Here is a 17795-nt window from a genome sequence, read left to right as displayed (position 1 = left end):
TTCAATGAAATACTATCAAATTGATAGCTGCTAGCGCTTGATGGGTAAGCGCTAGCAGAAATTCTGGCTATATTTCTACGCCTGTGGCATGCGCCGCAGCAGGCCCGCCATGCTGCGTGGCCAACCGACCGGACCGAACCAGGCGCCACCTGCAATCGCCCAGGCGTTGACCACGCCGTACAGCACCAGCGCCACGGCTTGTGCGGCAAACACCGCCGCCAAACCACCACCCCAGCGCAGCGCCAGCCAGCCGCCAGTCACGGCCACCGCCAGGCGCGTGATGTTGCCGATGACGGGCCAGAGCAGGCGCCCTGCCCCTTGCGAGGCAAAGTACAGCACCAGGCCCAGGCCGAAAAAGCCATACACCGGCCCGACGGTACGCAGATACAGCGCGCCCGCCTCCAGCATGGCGGGGTCGCTGTTGAAAAGCGACAGCCACGCATGGGGAAAGGCCGCCGCCCACAGACCAATCGCCTCGGCCATTACAAACGCCATGGCCGCGCCGATCCAGGTGGCGCGCAGGGCGCGCTCACGCTGGCCCGCGCCGATGCAGGTGCCGACCATGGCCACCAGCGGCGCGCCCAGGCCAAATACCAGGGGCACCAGCAGGTACTCAAGCCGCGATGCGGTTCCATACCCGGCAATGGCCGCCGTGCCAAAACCGCCGACCAGCGCGGTGGTCACCCCAATCGCTACATTGGTGGCCACGGTCGACACGGTGCCCACCAACCCGACCCGCAGGATGTCCTTGAACAGCACCCAGCGAAACCGGATGTGCGCCAAGGATGGCCGCAGCAGGCTGCGCGGCGACCACAGATAGGCGGCCAGCACCACGCTGCCGATCAGGTAGTACGCCATCAGCGCAATGGCCCCGCCGGCAATGCCCAGGCCGGGCACGGGGCCCCAGCCAAAGATCAACAACGGTGACAGCGGCACCAGCACGAAGGCGCCCAGCACCGTGACATAGGCTGGCACGGCCATGTTGCCCGTGCCCCGAATGACGGCCGAAAGCGTGTTGAACAGCCACACCAGAAACGCGCCCGCAAACACCCAGTTGGAATAGACCAGCGCCGCAGTTAGCGCGCCGCCGGTGCCGCCCATGCGGGTGTAAAGCCAGCGCCCTCCTCCCACCACGCCGACTGTAAAGATCAGCGAGAACACCGCCGCGATGACCAAGGAGTGCAGCACCAGGGCGTCGGCATCGTCCCGGCGCCGAGCGCCCAAGGCACGCGCAATGGCCGACGCAATGCCGCCGCCCATGGCACCTGCGGAAGTCATCTGCATCAACATGACGACCGGGAACACCAGCGCCATGCCCGCCAACGCATCGGTGCCCAGCTTGCCGACAAAGTAGGTCTCGATGAGCCCGACGCCCGCTTGCGCCAGCATCACCAGCACATTGGGTGCGGCCAGGCGCAGCAGCGTGGGGGCGATGGGTGCCTCCAGCAGCATGCGGGTGCGGGGGTTCAGTGCATCGGTCACATCAAGCCCCTGCCCCGTCGGCCGCAGGCCTGCGCGGCACCACAATGCGCACGGTAGACAGCTGCAGCACATCGCCATGCTGGTTGCGGGTCTCACTGCGCACCGTGACCATGCCGCGATCGGGCTTGGACTTGGAGGGCTGTATCTGCACCACTTCGCTCACCACATGCAGCACATCGGTGGCGCGCGTGGGCCGGGGCCAGCTCAGCTCGCCCCCCGCCCCGATGATGCCGCCCGCAATGGGCAGTCCGCTGGTCACCTGCAGGCGCATGGTCACGGCCGCCGTGTGCCAGCCGCTGGCGGCCAAGCCGCCAAACAGCGTGTCACGCGCGGCGGCGTCATCCAGATGAAACGGCTGCGGGTCGAACTGGGCGGCAAAGCTGGTGATCTGCGCTTCATCCATGGCGTGTTCGCCACTTTTGAACTGGTCGCCCACGGCCAGGTCGTCCAGATAGATCGGAGATTTTCCTGCCATGGAGGCGCTGCGGGCGTGGGTGTCCGTCATGTCATTGGCTTTCATTCAAGGGGATGGATGCCTTGTGGGCTCAGGCGGCGGAGGCGGCCCGGCGCGCCAATCGCGCCTCGCGGATGGGCAGATTGATCAGTGCCGCGCCCACGGCCAGCACGATGTCGATGTACCAGACCCAGTCATAGCTGCCCGTGGCCTGGAATACGCTGCCGCCCAGGTAGGCGCCAAAAAAGCCGCCAACCTGGTGCGACAGCATCACGATGCCGAACAGCATGGCCATGTTGGCCGTGCCGAACATCTTGGCCACCAGCCCGGCAGTGGGTGGCACGGTGGAGAGGAACGTCACACCCATCACGGCGGCGAAGATCAGCACCACCATGGGTGTCTTGGGTGCGAACAAGAAGACCAGCACCGCCAGGCCGCGCGTGGCGTACAGCAGTGCCAACAGCGACTTCATGCGCCAGCGCCCTACCGCCCAGCCCATGGCCAGGCTGCCGACAATGTTGAACAGCCCGATGACAGCCAGCGCCCAGCCGCCCACCTCGGGCGCCAATCCACACGCCGCAATCACCCCTGGCAGGTGCGTGGCCAGGAAGGCGACGTGAAACCCGCATACCAAGAAGCCCACCGCAAGGTACCGGTAGCTGGGCGTTGCCAGCGCCTGGGCAATCGCCTCGCGCGCGGTCAGTGCCTTCTGGCCCGATGCAGCGGCAGCCTGCGCCGCCAGCGCATTGGAATTGCCCTTGAGCACCCACACCGCAGGCAGCGCCAGCAGCACCAGCACGCCCAGCCACTGCATGGCACTGGCCCAGCCCACGGCAGCGGTCAGGCTGATGGCAATGGGCGCCATCACAAACTGCCCGAACGATCCCCCCGCGTTCACGATGCCACTGGCCAGCCCGCGCTTGCTGGCGGGCACCAGCCGCGCCGTGGCCGCCATCAGCACCGACGGCCCGGCCATGCCCGCGCCGCCTGCGGCCAGCACGCCAATCGCAAAAATCAGCCCTGCCGTGGTCGTCATGTACGGCGTGATGAAAGTGCCCAGGGCCACCAGCGCCACGCCCAGAAGGATCACACGGCCCGTGCCAATGCGGTCGGCCACAGCCCCCGCAAACGGCTGCGTCAGCCCCCACCACAGCTGGCCAAACGCAAAGGCCAGGCTGATGCTGCCAATGCCCAATGCCGTGGAGGTGTTGAGCGCCGACAGGAACAGGCCCATGGTCTGGCGCGTGCCCATGGTGAGCGCAAAGGCGCCAGCGGCGGCCAGCAGCACGAGCCACAGTGCCAGTGGCGCGGCGGACTTGGCTGCGACGACCGGAGGGGTGTCGTTATTCGTCATGCCCAGCCTCCTGCACTGGCAGTGCTGCCAGCAAATCGAGAGAGTCGTCCACCAGCGCATGCAGCGCCATCACGCGTTCCACGCCCAGCGTTTCATTCAGCGCGAGTTGCGCAGCCTTCCAGTGGCGCTGCGCCTCGGCACGTTTTTCGCGACCTGCGTCGGTGATGTGGGCCAGGCGGCTGCGAGCATCGGCGCCCGCCTCCAACGTGACCCATCCTGCATCCACCAGAGGGCGCAGGTTACGCGTCAGCGTGGACGCATCCATCTTCATGGCCACCGCCAGGTCGCCCGGGCGGATAGGCCCCAGCGTGAGCACATGCGACAGCAGCGAATACTGCGTGGTCTTGAGCCCGCACTTCGCCATTTCGGCGTCGTAGTGCGCGGCTATGCGGCGCATCAGCTGGCGCAGCTTGAAGTTGGTGCAGCCCCGTGGCAGTACGGGGGCTAGGGTGGTTGGTTCGGCTTGCATGGATTTAATTGTATCTGCAATAATTGCATATGCAACTCATGCATGTAAACCCCGCCAACAACCCGGACACCCCCATGACACAGCACAACCAACTGGAACATTGGCTTGCACAAGAGCGCGACATCCTCGCCACCCTGGACGCAGGCTCCGGCCCTGGCGTGGCACGGCGCGAGCAGATCGCCCACCTGAACGGCCTGCAGCAGATGCAGGCCATGCTGCGCGGCGAACTGCCCTACGCCGCCATCGCCAAGACGCTGGACTTCTTGATCGTGGAAGTGGGCGAAGGCACGGCCATCTTCCAGGGAACGCCCCGCGCTGAGCACCTCAACCCCATGGGCACCGTGCACGGCGGCTGGTTTGCCACCCTGCTCGACTCGGCCCTGGGCTGCTCCATCCATACGCGCATGGAACCCGGGCGCGGCTACACCACGGCCGAGCTGGGCATCAACCTAGTCAAGGCCATCACGCCCAAGGTGCAGCGTGTGCGCGCCGAAGGCCGGGTGATCCACAGCGGGCGCCAGTTGGCCACGGCCGAAGCGCGCCTCGTGGGGCCGGACGGCACGCTGTACGCCCACGCCACCACCACCTGCCTGGTTTTCGACTTGCCTGCACAATCGAAGGGATGAAATTCCTCCACACGATGCTGCGCGTTGGCAACCTTCAACGCTCGATTGATTTCTACACCAACGTCCTGGGCATGCAGCTGCTGCGCCAGTCCGAGAACCCCGAGTACAAATACTCGCTGGCCTTCCTCGGTTTCGAAGGCGGCAACCCCGCCCAGGCCGAGATAGAGCTGACCTACAACTGGGGCGTGGAAAGCTACGAGATGGGCACCGCCTATGGCCACATCGCCCTGGGTGTTCCGGATGCTTACGCGGCGTGCGAGAAGATCAAGGCCTCGGGCGGCAACGTGACGCGCGAAGCGGGCCCGGTCAAAGGCGGCACGACGGTGATCGCGTTTGTGACCGACCCGGATGGCTACAAGATCGAATTAATACAAACAACATCAACAACTTACGACGATGGACGCCAATCGGAAGCCAAAAACACCGATCCGCTGCGCAGCGCGTAGCAGATGAGCAACAAAAGCCCGCACAAGCGGGCTTTTGTTTATCCGGTGACGGCATGCAGCCATGGCGACCAACTTCCGCTCCATCGGCTTGGTGGCCTCCATCCCGCCTAGTCGCCCCCCCGCGGGGTTACCACCTGTTTCGGCAATTCGTATTGCGACTTACTATACGGACCTAAGGAGGCCTCGATGGAGCGAGCCACGAAGTCGGTGTCAATCAGCTTCCGGGTGTCGCCACTGGTGAAGCGCTGCCTGGAAGAAGCAGCAGCGCGCGAACAGCGGTCGCAGACCAATATGTTGGAGAAGCTGGTACTCGACTACTGTCGCACTTACTCGCTCGCCTGCCTCGCCGAAGAACCTATATGCAACGACGTGCCCAGGGAGAAAAAGCATGGTCATACAGTCACAAAGGGATAGGCCAACAAGAGCAGACGGAGGATGGGGCCGGTTCTAATGACGCCCCCGTCGAAGCTGTCCATTACCCGGCGCATCCGCGCCCTTGGCCAAGTCACTGAGCGTTGCGAATCCGACGCGACAACGCTTGTCGGGACAGTGCTTCGCCTTTGGTGCAAGACCGCGTTCCCGGCACTCCCACAGCCCTCCCTACCTTATTCGAAGGTGCTCGCTGCGGAGCCCCAGATTGCGGCTTTCGTGGCACTGCTGGGTCAGCTGAGCTACCTTGAGGCGACGTACTGGCTGAGTTCCGCCTACGCCGTACTGGCCGACGAGGGCTACCGCAAGAGCCTGGCAATGTTCTTTACGCCGGCGTCGCTGACCGAGGGCCTACTCGAAGACCTTGCCGCTCAGGGCGTCGACTTTGGGAGTCAGTCCTTCATGGACCCTGCCTGCGGAGGCGCGGCCTTTTTGGCACCGATTGCCTTGCGAATGCGAACCGCGCTGGTTGCGCAGGGATTCACGGCGCTGAAGGTGCTCAAGCACATCGAGAGGCACCTCAGCGGCTGCGATCTGGACAAGACACTGTGTGAGTTGTCCAAGCATTTCCTATGCATGGCGCTGCACGCGGAAATCCAGAAAACGAACTACGTCCCATCCTTCAACGTCCACACGGCCAACTCCCTGACTACCCTAGCCGCCTGTCTCGGTACGGCGGATGTCGTCGTCTGCAATCCGCCCTACCGGAAGATGACCGCCGAGGAGTTGGAGCCCTTGCGCGACACGTACTCAGACGTAATCGAGGCCCAGCCGAACCTGTACTGCCTCTTCATCGCCCTCTGCGTCCGCTTGCTTCGGATCGGCGGACATGCCGCACTGGTCACTCCGACCAGTTTCCTTTCCGGGCAGTACTTCGGTCGACTGCGCAAATTCCTTATGCGCAACACCGACGTCGAGCACATTGGCATGGTCAGCGACCGCCAGGGTGTATTCATTGACGTCGAGCAAGAGACCGCCTTGACGGTTCTACGGCGCCGCGCCGAAGAAGACCACACGCAGGTGCGCGCCAACGTCTCCGTCGTCTCGGGGGCGGCCCAATACACGAGCGTCGGTGAATGCACCCTCTCCAACTCCGGCGCCGTGTGGCCCATCCCGCGTTCCGTCGACGACGTGACCCTGCTTAAGGCGGCCGCCCTATCCCGGTTCCGCCTGTCCGACTACGGCTACCGGGTGCGCATCGGGGCGTACGTGTGGAACCGCGACAAACGGCCCAAGTTCGATTCGCTTCAGGACGCCCGGAAGGCCAAGGCGCACACAGCGATGCCGCTCATGTGGTCGCGGGACATCGTCCCGGGCCGCATCGTTCGGCTGGAGGACACCTCAGCCTACGACGGCGAGCATCGATTCGTCGACCTGGGCGACAAGGGGCATACGTCCGTAGTCACGTCGCCATGCGTGGTCATGCAGCGAGTGACGTCGAACGACCAGCCGCGGCGCCTTGTGGCGGCTGCAGTGTCACCGGGCGTCTTCGACACGTACGGCGGCTTCATCGGTGAGAACCACGTCGTCATCATCGAAGCGGTCTGCGACAAGCCAGCGTTGCCGCCCACTAAGCTCGCCAAGCTGCTGAGCGCGCATGCGGTCGACCGCTACTTCCGGTGCATCTCGGGTGCCATCAACGTCTCAGCGTTTGAGCTCAATCAACTTGCGCTTCCCGACCCGCAGGCACTTCGAGAGGCCCTAGCCGATGGCAGGTCCATGGAGGAAGCAGTGCACCTGGCTTTCGGACTCGTTTCCGAGGGATGACTACACGGCAAGAACTGTTCGGACTTTGTAATGCCTCAATTCAAATCACTGGCCGACCGCCAGGCAGACCAAGCAAAGGCTCGCGAGAAACAAGCCGAACGGGCACGCAAGTACGCCACCAAGCCCGTGGGAGGGAAGCACTCACCGGTCAAACCCCGTGTGGTACCGCTTCCCCCTCCGCAGCTGCCAGCCCCTGTCCGTCCACAACGGCCTTGGGCGCAGGTCCGCGCCGGCAATGCCCGCCTGACCTACCAATCACGGACTGCCGGGGAGACCGTGGCAGCGCAGCCTTGGACCAAGGAGCTCGTAAGCACAGTGCTTGAGGTAGCCGATCAGGGCGGGGTGACACTGTGCCTGGTCTGGCCGGCAAAGGTAACGGCGCTGCCTCTATTGCACTTGCTAGCAAGCGTCGAGCGCGTTTTTGCCAAGGACCTGCGCGGCATGCGCACCTTGCTCTATCCGGGCACGCATGCCTGCCGTGCGCCACTCCATAGTGTGCTCGCCGACCGCAAGGCATTGAGCACCTTCTATCGCAGCTTATGGGTGGAACAACCGAACGGCACACTCGAGGCGGAGTCGTACACGACCTCACCGGCGTTTCTCGGCGCTTTGTGGGCGCTGAACGACTTGACCCAGCACACGCCCGGCGCCCCGAATCCATCCCTCGCGGAGCTCGTTCCGACGTTCGTCTTCGACCCAACCAAGCGGGCCTGGGCCACGACAGCTTCCAACCCTCTGGAACGCACCCTCGCCAAAGTCGGACGTCTGGCGCTCCGGCGTGATCTCCGCGAGAGGGTCAGCCAGGAATGGGACATCCCCGAGAAGGCACCCGGCGCTCTCATGGTAATGCACCATACCGCGAAGAAGGAGTCGTGGCGCGCAGCATTGGCTGCCCAAGCTTTGAAGGGCCCCGGACGCCCAGAAATCTTGCTGCTAGACGCCACGGAGGCGGCTCGACGTACGAACTACGCTGCCGTTGATCGGATTCCCGATTTTCTATCGATTGCACAAGAAAGTAGTCTTTCCGATACAGGTGCCGTGGTCGTGACCGACGACCCCAAGACCTTCTTCATCTTGCGGGCGCAACTTCGTAATACCGTGAGCACGCTTAAGACGCGGGTGTGGGCCGCCGAATCTGAAGAAGTACTGCTCTCGGCGCACCCGGTCGCTATCGACTGGCAACCCGCTCAGCGTAGCAACTCCAACTTCAGCGTGAGCATCGTTGACCGCGACGCATCTCAGCTTGCACTGGCATTCCAACGTCTGACCGCGTCGGCAGGCAAAGATGAGAGTCCGGCCTATCAAGCACTTCTTGAAGCCTGCATGTACGTTCTGCGGCTGTCAAACATGCCGGCGGGATACACCGACCTGACAGCGGCTTCGGCGGAGACCGGCGGAGGCGACTACTGCAGCCAGCAGAACGCCTGGACGCCCGTGAAGCTCCGGCTGGCCTCGGCGCTCGACTCCGGCACGTTGAACTCGGTACGCAACGCCGTTGAACGCGCCATCGAGCGTGCTGAGAAGCTCCTCGACGACTGGAATGACGCTACGCCAATGGCGTCCCGCATGCTCTCGGAAGTCCGCAAGCACGCCGTTGCTGGCCGGCAAGGCATCTCCCTGGTGCTGCCGAGCAACCGGTACGTGCGAATGGCGCATCGCTTCTTGCAGCGCAAGCTGGGCGCGGATTGGGCCGCCGCTGAAGGTCGTATCGATTGGCACACGCTCTCTGCCGTGGGTAAGACGCTCACGGGCGACCGCAAAGGCAAGCACTTCACCTTCATCGGCATCAACCCCGACGTGCTCCGCATCCTGTTGACGCATCCGGAAGTGCCGCACGGCACCGTGGCGCTGGTGGCCTATCGTCAGGCCGAGTCCACGCTCACAACGCTCATCAGCATGAAGGAGGTGGATGCGTTCAAAGCCTACCGCGGTCGCATCGGTCTGCTGGCCCAGGAACTGGAGCGACGTCTAGCGGAGGTGCCGAACCCACTGGTCATCAACAAGCTGCGTGAGATGCCCCTCACGTTTAAGTTCGACGACAACGGTCACAACGGCCAGAGCGGCGAGCAGGCGTACTACAAGTTCGAGCTTGAAGGTGGTGGCCGGGCATATGCTTCTGGCTGGGTCTATCGCCACGTACCCGATGAAGACCCTCCGTTTCGCCGCGCGGCCGCTAGCGCTATCCAGCCTGATGACTTCATCTTCGACATGAACGACGAGCTGCGCGCCAACCTGGAGTCGTCACTGCAGCTGAACGGCGAGGGCGTGAGCTCCGTGGTGGACCCGGTGCGCATGTTGCTCAAGCTTTACCACGACGATGTTCAGCGGCGCTGCGCGCTGATGTTCAAGTCCACCAAGCGGTCAGCACTGGCTCGCGAGATTCACGCCAAGATGGTTGAACTGGACCCGAAGGCCGCGGACTGCCGGCCGGGTCGTGTGTACTACTGGCTGGCCCTACAAGCGAAGGACGATACACGGCCCCACGCCTCCAAGGACTCCAAGTACTTCAAGGTCTTCTGCAAGGCCTTGGGTATCAGCGAGGAGGCTGCAGAGCAGCACTGGGGCTTCGTGCGCAATGCGCGGCGTCTGAACCAGTACCTGGGACGGGAGCTGGTCGCCCGGTACGCCGAGATTCTGTTCCAGCCCGAGAGCGCCGCGACTTACCGGAAGGTGTCCGAAGACGTCATACGGCAACTGCAGCAGGAGGCGTTGCGCTGCGTCTATCGAGTCGAACAGGTTGTGCCGCCACTTGCGCGCGAGACAACGATCACAAAGGGAGAGACACGTGCCCATTCTCAGTAAGAATCCCCGCAACATCCATCCGGCCTACAAAGAGGCGGTTGTCGACAGCCTGCTCAACGGACTGTCTGCGCGACTCGCCGGCCGAGGCGACTTTTACAAGGTCATTTACGGGGCCAAACCGAGCGCCGCGTTGATGTCGGAGTTCATCGTGCCGATGCCGCCAGAGGAGCGCGGCGGCGACGAGGAGGCGGATCCCATCCGCATCAGCGCGCACGGCATGGACTTCCAGATTCGCTCGGCTGCTGTGAGCACCACGCTGGGTGTGTCGCTAACTGGCGCCGTATACGTCCGCATTTTGCCGACCGAGGACGAAGTGAAGCCCGGCGGACGACTGGAGGCAACGTTCCCCCTGACGCGGGAGGCCCGCGCCGATATTCGGAGCAAGGTCAAGGACGCACTAGGCAAGCTCGTTGCCGCACTGCCAGGCGGCAAGACGCACCCGGAGTGGGCCGCGAAGAGCTACGACGCTCGCAAGGCCGTCTACGAGTCGATGGGCCTGCCGTTCGACAACCGACTGGACCGTGCACCAGCAGAGGAAGATGGCGAAGCCGGGGGCACCGAAGGTGAGAATGGCGAAGGCGGCGAGGAAGGCGAGGCTCGGCCAGTTCAAGAGGTCGCCGCCGGCCTGACCACTCCTGACGGCCTGGCTGACGACATTCCTCCCCCGCCGAAGTGGTTCCGGCTCGAGCTCGCCCTGCCCTCCTTCGAGTTCACCCCGGGAACAGCCGAGGCCGATGCGAAGAAGGCGACCGATGCCCTGAATGAAGCCATCGCCAAGCAGCTCGGCGACTGGGCCACCAGCTCCGACCCCGAAGCAGGTGGCAAGTTGTGGGGATACCGGCGCACACGAGTGCGGCCGTCTGACGTGCGTGGCTGGAAGGGCTTCCTGGAACGGGTGCGCGCCTCGGGCCTGGCGGTCAGCGTGCCCCAGATTGAACTGCGTTGGGTTGTCCAAGCGGTGCCGGACCCGGTCGATACGACTCGCATGACCGTCCACGTGGCGCTGGAAAACTGGACCGCTCCGCTCACGAAGGCGAACTTCAAGGAGCTGGAACCCTCACTCTTCCATGTCTCGGTGACCACTGCGGTGCCGGCGGCCGACCACCAGTTCCTACGCCTGGACCGCGTCAAGCCGTCCTACCGGTACAACCAGTACCTCAAGTACCCGGCGTTGGGGTTCAATGGCGGTATCACTCTGACGGTCGACGGCGCGCTGCACCGCCTGACCACGACGTGGGCCCCGCGCTACGTGCTGCCTCGCATCATTCCAACCGATGGCGCCGTTGAGCGAAACATCGAGAAGCTGTCGCAACCCGACTGCCTAGCCGACCTGAGGCCACTCATCACGGCCTACGAACAATGGCTGACCAAGGTCGAGAAGCATCCGGTGGACCGGGGCCTGGACGGGCCGAATACCGCCGAGCAACTGGCGGCCGAGAAGGAAAAACTGCACCTGGACGTCGCCGCCTGGCGCCGTGAGCTGGGCGCTATCCGCTGCGGCTTGGATATCCTCGAGAAGTCCCGCGCAAGCTGGAGCGGGCCTGGCGTGCAGAAGTCGCCGCTCGGCATTCCGTTCGAAGCCTGGGTCTCGATGAACACCGCGATGGCCAAAGTGGCGAAGTCGAAGGGCTATGACGAGTGGCGCCTGTTCCAGCTCGCCTTCATCCTGGCGTCCATTCCGGCTTTCGCGACGCGCATTCCAGAGTTCCACAGCTACTACACGCCCGACGTTGCAAAGCACGCCAATGCCGTGACGCTGCTGTACTTCTCCACCGGCGGCGGCAAGTCCGAGGCGTTCTTGGGCCTGTTGGCCTTCGTTCTCTTTCTCGACCGCCTGCGGGCCAAGCAGCGAGGTGTCTCGGCCCTTATGCGCTACCCCTTGCGCCTGCTCACCTTGCAACAAGCGCGCCGCACCTTCGCGACGATGGGCGCGGCCGAGGAAGTCCGACACGCGCGCGGGCATCCCGGCGAGCCGTTCTCGCTCGGATTCTGGGTGGGCGGCAGCAACACTCCAAACTGGCATTCCGAGGACGGCTACACAGAAGTCCCCAGCGATGATGAACTCGCCCCGAGTGCGGAGGCCGAGCACAAGGACGTCCAGCCCTACAAGAGCGCCCGTGAGCGCTGGCTGAAGCTGTCCTCGTGCCCGTTCTGTGGCAACAGGGACGGGAGCCTCTTAGCGCTGCGCCGTCAATCGGGTACCGGTGCAAACGCGATGGGGCACTACTGCACGGCCCCGAAGGACAAGTGCTCCTGGAACGCCCGGTTCGCCAAGCCCACGCCGCTACCCTTCTACATCGTCGACGAGGACATCTACGACTTGGCTCCGTCCGTCCTCCTGGGCACGGTCGACAAGCTCGCTGCCATTGGCCAGTCGCAGGGCACCATTCGCAAGTTCTTTGGGATGTTCGGCTTTGCGCCGCTTGTCGAGACCGGCAGCGAGCGCCTGTACGTGCCGATGAAACCCAAGGACTGGGATGGTCACCCTGGCACCAGCATGCGCGCCCTGTTCCCCTCTTTCGCCGCAGGTGAAAAGAAGTTCTTCGACCCGTTTCCGGCCCTGCTGATTCAGGACGAGGCCCACCTGCTGGACGAGTCCCTGGGGACGTTCTCGGGTCTGTTCGAATCAGCGCTGGAGGCAGCGCTCGACCAACTCTCGCCGCTGCTGAAGGGTCATCTCTCATACGAGCCCGAGTCCACGGTCCGTCGAAAAATCAAGGTCATTGCCGCGTCGGCCACGGTCAGCGAGCCGCAGCGCCAGATGCGCAACCTCTACCAGCGCGATAACACGGTCCAGTTCCCTTATCCGGGCCCCACGCTCTACGACTCGTTCTACGCGACGCCCCTCCAGCCAGACGCTACATCTGACGACACCGAGCGCGCGGCCCTTCCTGCAGGCGACGTGGAGCTGCGCAGCCACTGGGCGCGCGTCTACGCCTCGGTCCTGACCAATGGGCACCGCCATACCGTGGCCATGGCCTCGGTGCTCGGCCACTACCACGTGATGCTCACCGGCCTGTACGAGCGCCTGCGCAGCGAGGACCCGACCAAGGAGAAGGCCGCCCGCGACGAGCTGATTCGGTGGGTGTCTCCCGGCCCGCTGCGGGCTCAGTTTGTCCGGCTCCTAGCGGGCGCGGATGCCGCCACATTGCTGACACTGGTGGACTTGCACCGCATCGCCCTGACCTACGTCACGAACAAGAAAGGTGGCGACCAGGTTATCGATACCGAAAAGGTTCAGTTCGAGAAGCTTCACCAGGCCGAGGGTTACGCTGACCAAGCCCTGAGCTCGGAACTCATCTCGGGAGCGGTGTCCGCCGCCGACATCCAGGACATCGTCCGGCGGGCCGAGACCCGTGTTGGTATCAACAAGCCGTTCCCGGAGCTGAACGACACCCTTCGGTCGGTTATTGCCACCTCCGCCATTTCGCACGGCGTCGACGTGGAAGAGTTCAACGCGATGTTCTTCGCGGGCATCCCGTCGGACATCGCAGAGTACATCCAGGCGTCGTCACGCGTGGGCCGCACACACGTGGGCTTCTCGCTGCTGGTGCCCGTGCCGCAGCGGTATCGCGACCGGTTTGTGCTAGAGATTCACGACATTTTCCACCGGTTCCTGGAGCGAATGATTCTGCCGGCAGCGGTTGACCGCTGGGCCGAGAAGGCGCTGGTGCGGGTAATGCCGAGCTTCTTCCAAGAGTATGTGTGCGGTATGAACGCCATCGAGCGCCTGTGCACGGCTGACGACGACAAGAAGCGCAACAGCACCACCTTTGCCATGGCGCCCGACGTGCGCGACTTCCTGGCCGTTCCGGCCAACATGAAGGCCACTGAGGCGTTCATGGAGAAGGCGCTCGGGCTGTCATTCTCGCCATCGCCTGAAGGGAAGAACTACTACCGCTCGCTGCTCAAGGGCCAGCTCATCCACTACCAGCAGGACCTGGGTGTGGACCGACTGGTGAACAGTACTCGTCTGGTCCAGTTCTTCGCTGCGCGCAACAGCCTGCTGCGGCCGATGACTTCGCTGCGCGACGTGGACCAGCCCGGCCTCATTCACGAGTCGGGTGCCGATGCGTCGTACAAGCGCGTGGCAGACGGAATGACGGCGCGGGCGATGACCTTCATTCGGCGAGGCTCCGGCGCAGACATCGATTCGACCGATAGCGCAACAGAAGCGCGGAGCTGAGGGAGAAACAAGATGGCAAAAGCCAAAACAATGAACCGGTCGCGCAACCAGCTCGCAACGGCCTACGCCCCAGAGAGCTTCTTTACCTTCGAAGGCGGTATGGGGGCCTGCATTGCCCGCTCTTCGGCCGGCGAGTCCATTCAGCTCACGGAGTCGACGATGGACTTGGTGTTCGAGCGGATGAACGAGCTGGGTCGGGCCTGGTTCAACACCGCCTCGTCTGCACGCGACGGCGACCCAACGAAGCCGCGCATCCTGCCGGCGCAGTGCGTCGACCAGGCCCTGCTTGACCCGACCAGATCGGAGTTCCAACTGCCGGGCCAGGATCGCTTCTATCTGTGCCGGCCCTCGCACATGGAGTACACGCCGGCGCCGCTGACGTTTGTGTGCCGAACCTGTGGAATGTTCCAGGACTACGAGACTCTCTCAGAGCTCGACAAGAACCTAGAGAACTTAACACCCGACCGCTGCCCCAACCCCAAGAAGAAGGGCCAGTGCGACTGGGAGCAGCTCGATGTCGTCTTCGTGCACTGGTCCGGTCACTGGGAGGCAGCCTTTCCGGGCCAGTGGCACTGGAGCGACCGGGATGCCAAAGTCATCAAGCGCCGCGACAACTGCGTCTGCGGGAGCTTCCTGTTCAAGCTGAATCGGCGCTCTGCCGGCATCGGCGATTGGTTCTTCGAGTGCGCCGCCTGCGACAAGCCGCTGTCACCGAAGTGGTTGCAGAACGACCGAGACACCTTGCGCATTCTCGGACCGGCAATGGGGCCGGACCGTCTGACCGAGGTACGGATGCAGGCGACGCCCTACCGCGCGTCGAGTGCGTATTACGTCATGTCCGACCTGTTCATCGACTTCAAGGACGGCAGCCAGCAGTTGCTGACCCGACTACGTCCTGGACGGGAAGCAGAGCTCAAGGACTTCGTGGCGAGGCAGTATGGTTTTGCCGCGCAGCCCATCACGGATGAGGACGTGCAAAAGGCCTGCGAGGGCAAGCCGGAATGCGCCAAGGACCTGGCGGACTACCTTGCTGCCGTGGAGCAGATTCGCACGCTAGAGGGATTTGCGGAGCCGATGCGGACTACGCTGAAAGGCGCCATCGAAATGGCATACACGAGTCGCCAGCGCATTCTGGATGACCTTCGCCGACGACAGATTCTGCTGCCGAAGCTGGACCTTCCGGTGTCGGTTGTCTCGAACCTTCAGAACAGGCAATCGACGTTCGCATCCAAGTTCGACCCTTTCCGCCTGGCCGTCGAGCACGCGGCCCTCAAGAACACGCGCCTGGATGTGGAGACGCGGACCAACGGGAAGAAGCCGTATGTCTCCTTTACTCGGCTGGATGAGGACCTGGCACCAGAAGACAAGGACAAGACGGACCAGGTGCAGGCCGCGACGCGCGCGTTGCTCGACAAACTGGGGCTCGAGGACATGGGCCTTATCCGGGAATTCGACCTGTGTCGCTTCAGCTTCGGCTACTCGCGCATGGAGTCGACGCCCATCCTGCGGGACAAGCGGGGCATGGACATGCCCGTTCGCCTAAACCTGTTCCCACCGGTGAAGCAGAACGACAGCACGCGGTATCCCGTCTACGTCGTGCAACAGGGTAACGAGGCCTTGTATGTACGCCTCAAGGAAGAACTCGTTCTCGAATGGCTCCGCGACCTGAACTGCCCGGACATGTTCACCTTGAACGCGGGAGAGAAGATTGGCGCAGGCCTGCTGGGCGCGGCACAGTCGATGAGTCCGTTCCTGGACAACTTGCCTGAGACCACGACGCCGCCGGTCTACTTCTACCTGTACACCCTGCTCCACAGCTACTCGCACTTGCTGATGAAACACGTGTCGGAGTACTCCGGCCTGGACCTGGGTTCATTGGGCGAGTACATCTTTCCGGCTGACCTGGCCTTCGTGGTCTACCGCAACGGCACGACGATGGACCTGGGCAACCTGTCTGCGCTCTGGCGTAATGCCGGCCCGGCGATGCTGACCGCAATGCTCGGCGCCAAGGCGACGCAATGCGGGACCGGCTCACTGTGCACGGAGCGCGGCGGCGCCTGCCCTGACTGCGTGATGATGCCGGAGACGTCGTGCATTGCCGGCAACAAGCTGCTCTCACGGTCGGTTCTGCGGTCCATCGGGGGCAGGCCTCGTCTCGACAAGCGGGCCACGCCGATTCGCGGCTACCTAGACATGATCAAACCGTAGGTCTGCAATGCCAACCCAGAAGCTGACCGCGTTCGAGCAAACCGTCTTGGCCGGCCTGGCTGAGAAAGCCGGACTCGCCGCAGCGGTGCTGGAGGCGTGGGCAGACCTGCCCGCCGGTTCGGTGCAGTCAGCCCGCTCGCTCATCGATGCGGCACAATTGGGTGTAACCGAAGAAGGCGCGACGCAGGGCCTACTCGAGCGCTCAACGAGCCTGGGGCTCATTGAGTTGACGCCGGCGGGATACAAACCGCGCATTGGTGCGCACGAACGCTTCCCGCGCCTGGCCTTCGCCCTTCATGCCGTTGAGCACTATCGGTCGTCCGTACACCGCGATGCAACCGTGGCGCAGGTTGTGCTCACCAAGCCTCCTCGGCCGAGCATGCTGGAGCAACAGCTATCGGCGCTGGGTTGGCGAACCACAGAACTGGAGGCCACTGAGCACGCCTTCCACGGTATGGTGCGGGCGGCGAAACGGCGCATGGTCGTCATGACGCCGTTCTTTGACAGCACCGGCGCAACCTGGCTGACGGAGCTGCTGTCGAACGTTTCCCCGGGGGTCGAGCGCATCCTGATTCTTCGCAGCCTGGAAGACACCACGCGGAAGGACTACCCGTTCGGATTCGACGCCATCTCGCAGTGGCTCAAGGTGGAGGGCGTGCGGGTCTTCAACTATTCGATTCCGCGCATGGACGGCGGGCGGGAAACCTTCCACGCAAAGGCGGTGCTTTGCGACCGGAGCACAGCCTACCTCGGCTCGTCCAACGTGACAGCGGCCTCCCTTGAACATTCGATGGAAATGGGCGTCGTGCTGGAGGGGCGAGCGGCGGCAGGTGTCGCCGAGGTCATCGACGCGGTCCTGGCGGCAGCAACGCCATGGATGTAAGCCGCGCCGCGTGTACGATTTTGCAGGTGCCAGCATCGGACCTGAGACTAGAAATGCCGGGTACGGCGCGGCGTCTCTCGGCTTCTCGCCCTTCCTGCTGCTAGATGCGGACGCCGCCAGACTTCGGCGTCGCGAACTGGTCTGACTCCTTGCCGAGCGGAAATGTGACGAGGTGCCGCACGCTGATTGGCATCGGCGCAGCGCGGCCTGCACTCGGGATTCACCTTCGGTTTTTAGCAGGATGTCATCGACGGAGGCCGCAGTGGGGGGCATGTGCGCCCGGCCCGCAGCCCTGACCGCGATCATTTCGGCCCTGGACACGACCAAAGATCTCGTGACGGGTCGCGACGACTGGTACCCGATCCATCGATACAAGACCTTGGGCATCGCCTGCAAATGTCAAAGGTTTTGTATCAGGGCCTGGCGGCCACCGGGAACTTGCCATCCCTCTGGCGAGCTCGTCGGCGGCCTGAAATACGTGTACTCGCCCGCCTATACCGATGCACCTAAGCCCGACAGGCCCCGACAACAAGCGCCGCTGCGACTGAACAGCACTCGGCGCTTCCTACCTGCACCACTCGATCAAGCCATTCTTCACCCAGAAGTGGCAGGAGCATGCTCGGTGCTGATGAACGGGGTCTCCTCGTTTTCAGTGCAATAAGTGACGGTACGCAAAGCTAGCACTGGCG

General features: G+C 63.7%; 11 protein-coding genes. 7 read left to right on the top strand and 4 right to left on the bottom strand.

From position 1 onward, the window contains the following. Positions 1–75: 75 nt before the first annotated feature. The 4 genes from ACODS0_RS02935 to ACODS0_RS02920 are packed head-to-tail and all read right to left on the bottom strand — an operon-like array spanning position 76 to position 3759. Entirely contained in the window at positions 76–1452 is a 1377-nt protein-coding gene (locus tag ACODS0_RS02935) for an MATE family efflux transporter (protein ID WP_488833244.1), read from the bottom strand. Positions 1453–1483: 31 nt separating this feature from the next. After that, positions 1484–1987: a MaoC family dehydratase gene (locus ACODS0_RS02930; RefSeq protein ID WP_431153038.1), complete on the bottom strand. Its 504-nt coding sequence runs from the start codon at positions 1985–1987 to the stop codon at positions 1484–1486. Positions 1988–2027: 40 nt separating this feature from the next. Further along, positions 2028–3290, bottom strand: coding sequence for an MFS transporter (locus tag ACODS0_RS02925; protein WP_488832678.1), 1263 nt, complete (start codon positions 3288–3290; stop codon positions 2028–2030). Further along, positions 3280–3759, bottom strand: a complete 480-nt coding sequence (locus ACODS0_RS02920; RefSeq protein ID WP_121420191.1) for a MarR family winged helix-turn-helix transcriptional regulator — start codon at positions 3757–3759, stop codon at positions 3280–3282. Before ACODS0_RS02920 ends, ACODS0_RS02925 begins: the two co-directional genes overlap by 11 nt. Before the next feature lie 74 nt (positions 3760–3833). Here ACODS0_RS02920 and ACODS0_RS02915 point away from each other — a divergent pair, with 74 nt between their 5' ends. The 7 genes from ACODS0_RS02915 to ACODS0_RS02885 all read left to right on the top strand — a co-directional run bounded on the left by ACODS0_RS02915 (position 3834) and on the right by ACODS0_RS02885 (position 17106). Beyond that, a complete protein-coding gene (locus ACODS0_RS02915; protein WP_488832676.1) occupies positions 3834–4385 on the top strand; it encodes a PaaI family thioesterase in 552 nt (183 codons plus the stop codon). Further along, positions 4382–4831, top strand: coding sequence for a lactoylglutathione lyase (gene gloA, locus ACODS0_RS02910; protein ID WP_488832675.1), 450 nt, complete (start codon positions 4382–4384; stop codon positions 4829–4831). Before ACODS0_RS02915 ends, gloA begins: the two co-directional genes overlap by 4 nt. A gap of 648 nt (positions 4832–5479) precedes the next feature. After that, a complete protein-coding gene (locus ACODS0_RS02905) occupies positions 5480–7027 on the top strand; it encodes an HsdM family class I SAM-dependent methyltransferase (protein WP_488832673.1) in 1548 nt (515 codons plus the stop codon). A 30-nt stretch (positions 7028–7057) separates the two neighbouring features. Next, positions 7058–9829, top strand: a complete 2772-nt coding sequence (locus ACODS0_RS02900) for a hypothetical protein (protein WP_488832671.1) — start codon at positions 7058–7060, stop codon at positions 9827–9829. After that, positions 9813–14015: a DEAD/DEAH box helicase gene (locus tag ACODS0_RS02895; RefSeq protein ID WP_488832670.1), complete on the top strand. Its 4203-nt coding sequence runs from the start codon at positions 9813–9815 to the stop codon at positions 14013–14015. The genes ACODS0_RS02900 and ACODS0_RS02895 overlap by 17 nt, the downstream gene beginning before the upstream one ends. Before the next feature lie 12 nt (positions 14016–14027). Next, positions 14028–16223: a DUF8724 domain-containing protein gene (locus ACODS0_RS02890; RefSeq protein WP_488832668.1), complete on the top strand. Its 2196-nt coding sequence runs from the start codon at positions 14028–14030 to the stop codon at positions 16221–16223. A 7-nt stretch (positions 16224–16230) separates the two neighbouring features. After that, entirely contained in the window at positions 16231–17106 is an 876-nt protein-coding gene (locus ACODS0_RS02885) for a phospholipase D-like domain-containing protein (protein WP_488832666.1), read from the top strand. Positions 17107–17795: the final 689 nt, after the last annotated feature.

This window comes from Acidovorax sp. FG60 (genome assembly GCF_057808995.1).
The sequence above is the reverse complement of the archived record's forward strand: the minus strand, read 5'-3'. Positions and strand labels throughout refer to the sequence as shown.

Coding starts and splice junctions, on each gene's coding strand:
- ACODS0_RS02930 (WP_431153038.1), bottom strand. CDS start 1,987: ATGACGGACACCCACGCCCGCAGCGCCTCCATGGCAGGAAAATCTCCG.
- ACODS0_RS02935 (WP_488833244.1), bottom strand. CDS start 1,452: ATGCTGCTGGAGGCACCCATCGCCCCCACGCTGCTGCGCCTGGCCGCA.
- ACODS0_RS02920 (WP_121420191.1), bottom strand. CDS start 3,759: ATGCAAGCCGAACCAACCACCCTAGCCCCCGTACTGCCACGGGGCTGC.
- ACODS0_RS02885 (WP_488832666.1), top strand. CDS start 16,231: ATGCCAACCCAGAAGCTGACCGCGTTCGAGCAAACCGTCTTGGCCGGC.
- ACODS0_RS02890 (WP_488832668.1), top strand. CDS start 14,028: ATGGCAAAAGCCAAAACAATGAACCGGTCGCGCAACCAGCTCGCAACG.
- ACODS0_RS02925 (WP_488832678.1), bottom strand. CDS start 3,290: ATGACGAATAACGACACCCCTCCGGTCGTCGCAGCCAAGTCCGCCGCG.
- ACODS0_RS02915 (WP_488832676.1), top strand. CDS start 3,834: ATGACACAGCACAACCAACTGGAACATTGGCTTGCACAAGAGCGCGAC.
- gloA (WP_488832675.1), top strand. CDS start 4,382: ATGAAATTCCTCCACACGATGCTGCGCGTTGGCAACCTTCAACGCTCG.
- ACODS0_RS02900 (WP_488832671.1), top strand. CDS start 7,058: ATGCCTCAATTCAAATCACTGGCCGACCGCCAGGCAGACCAAGCAAAG.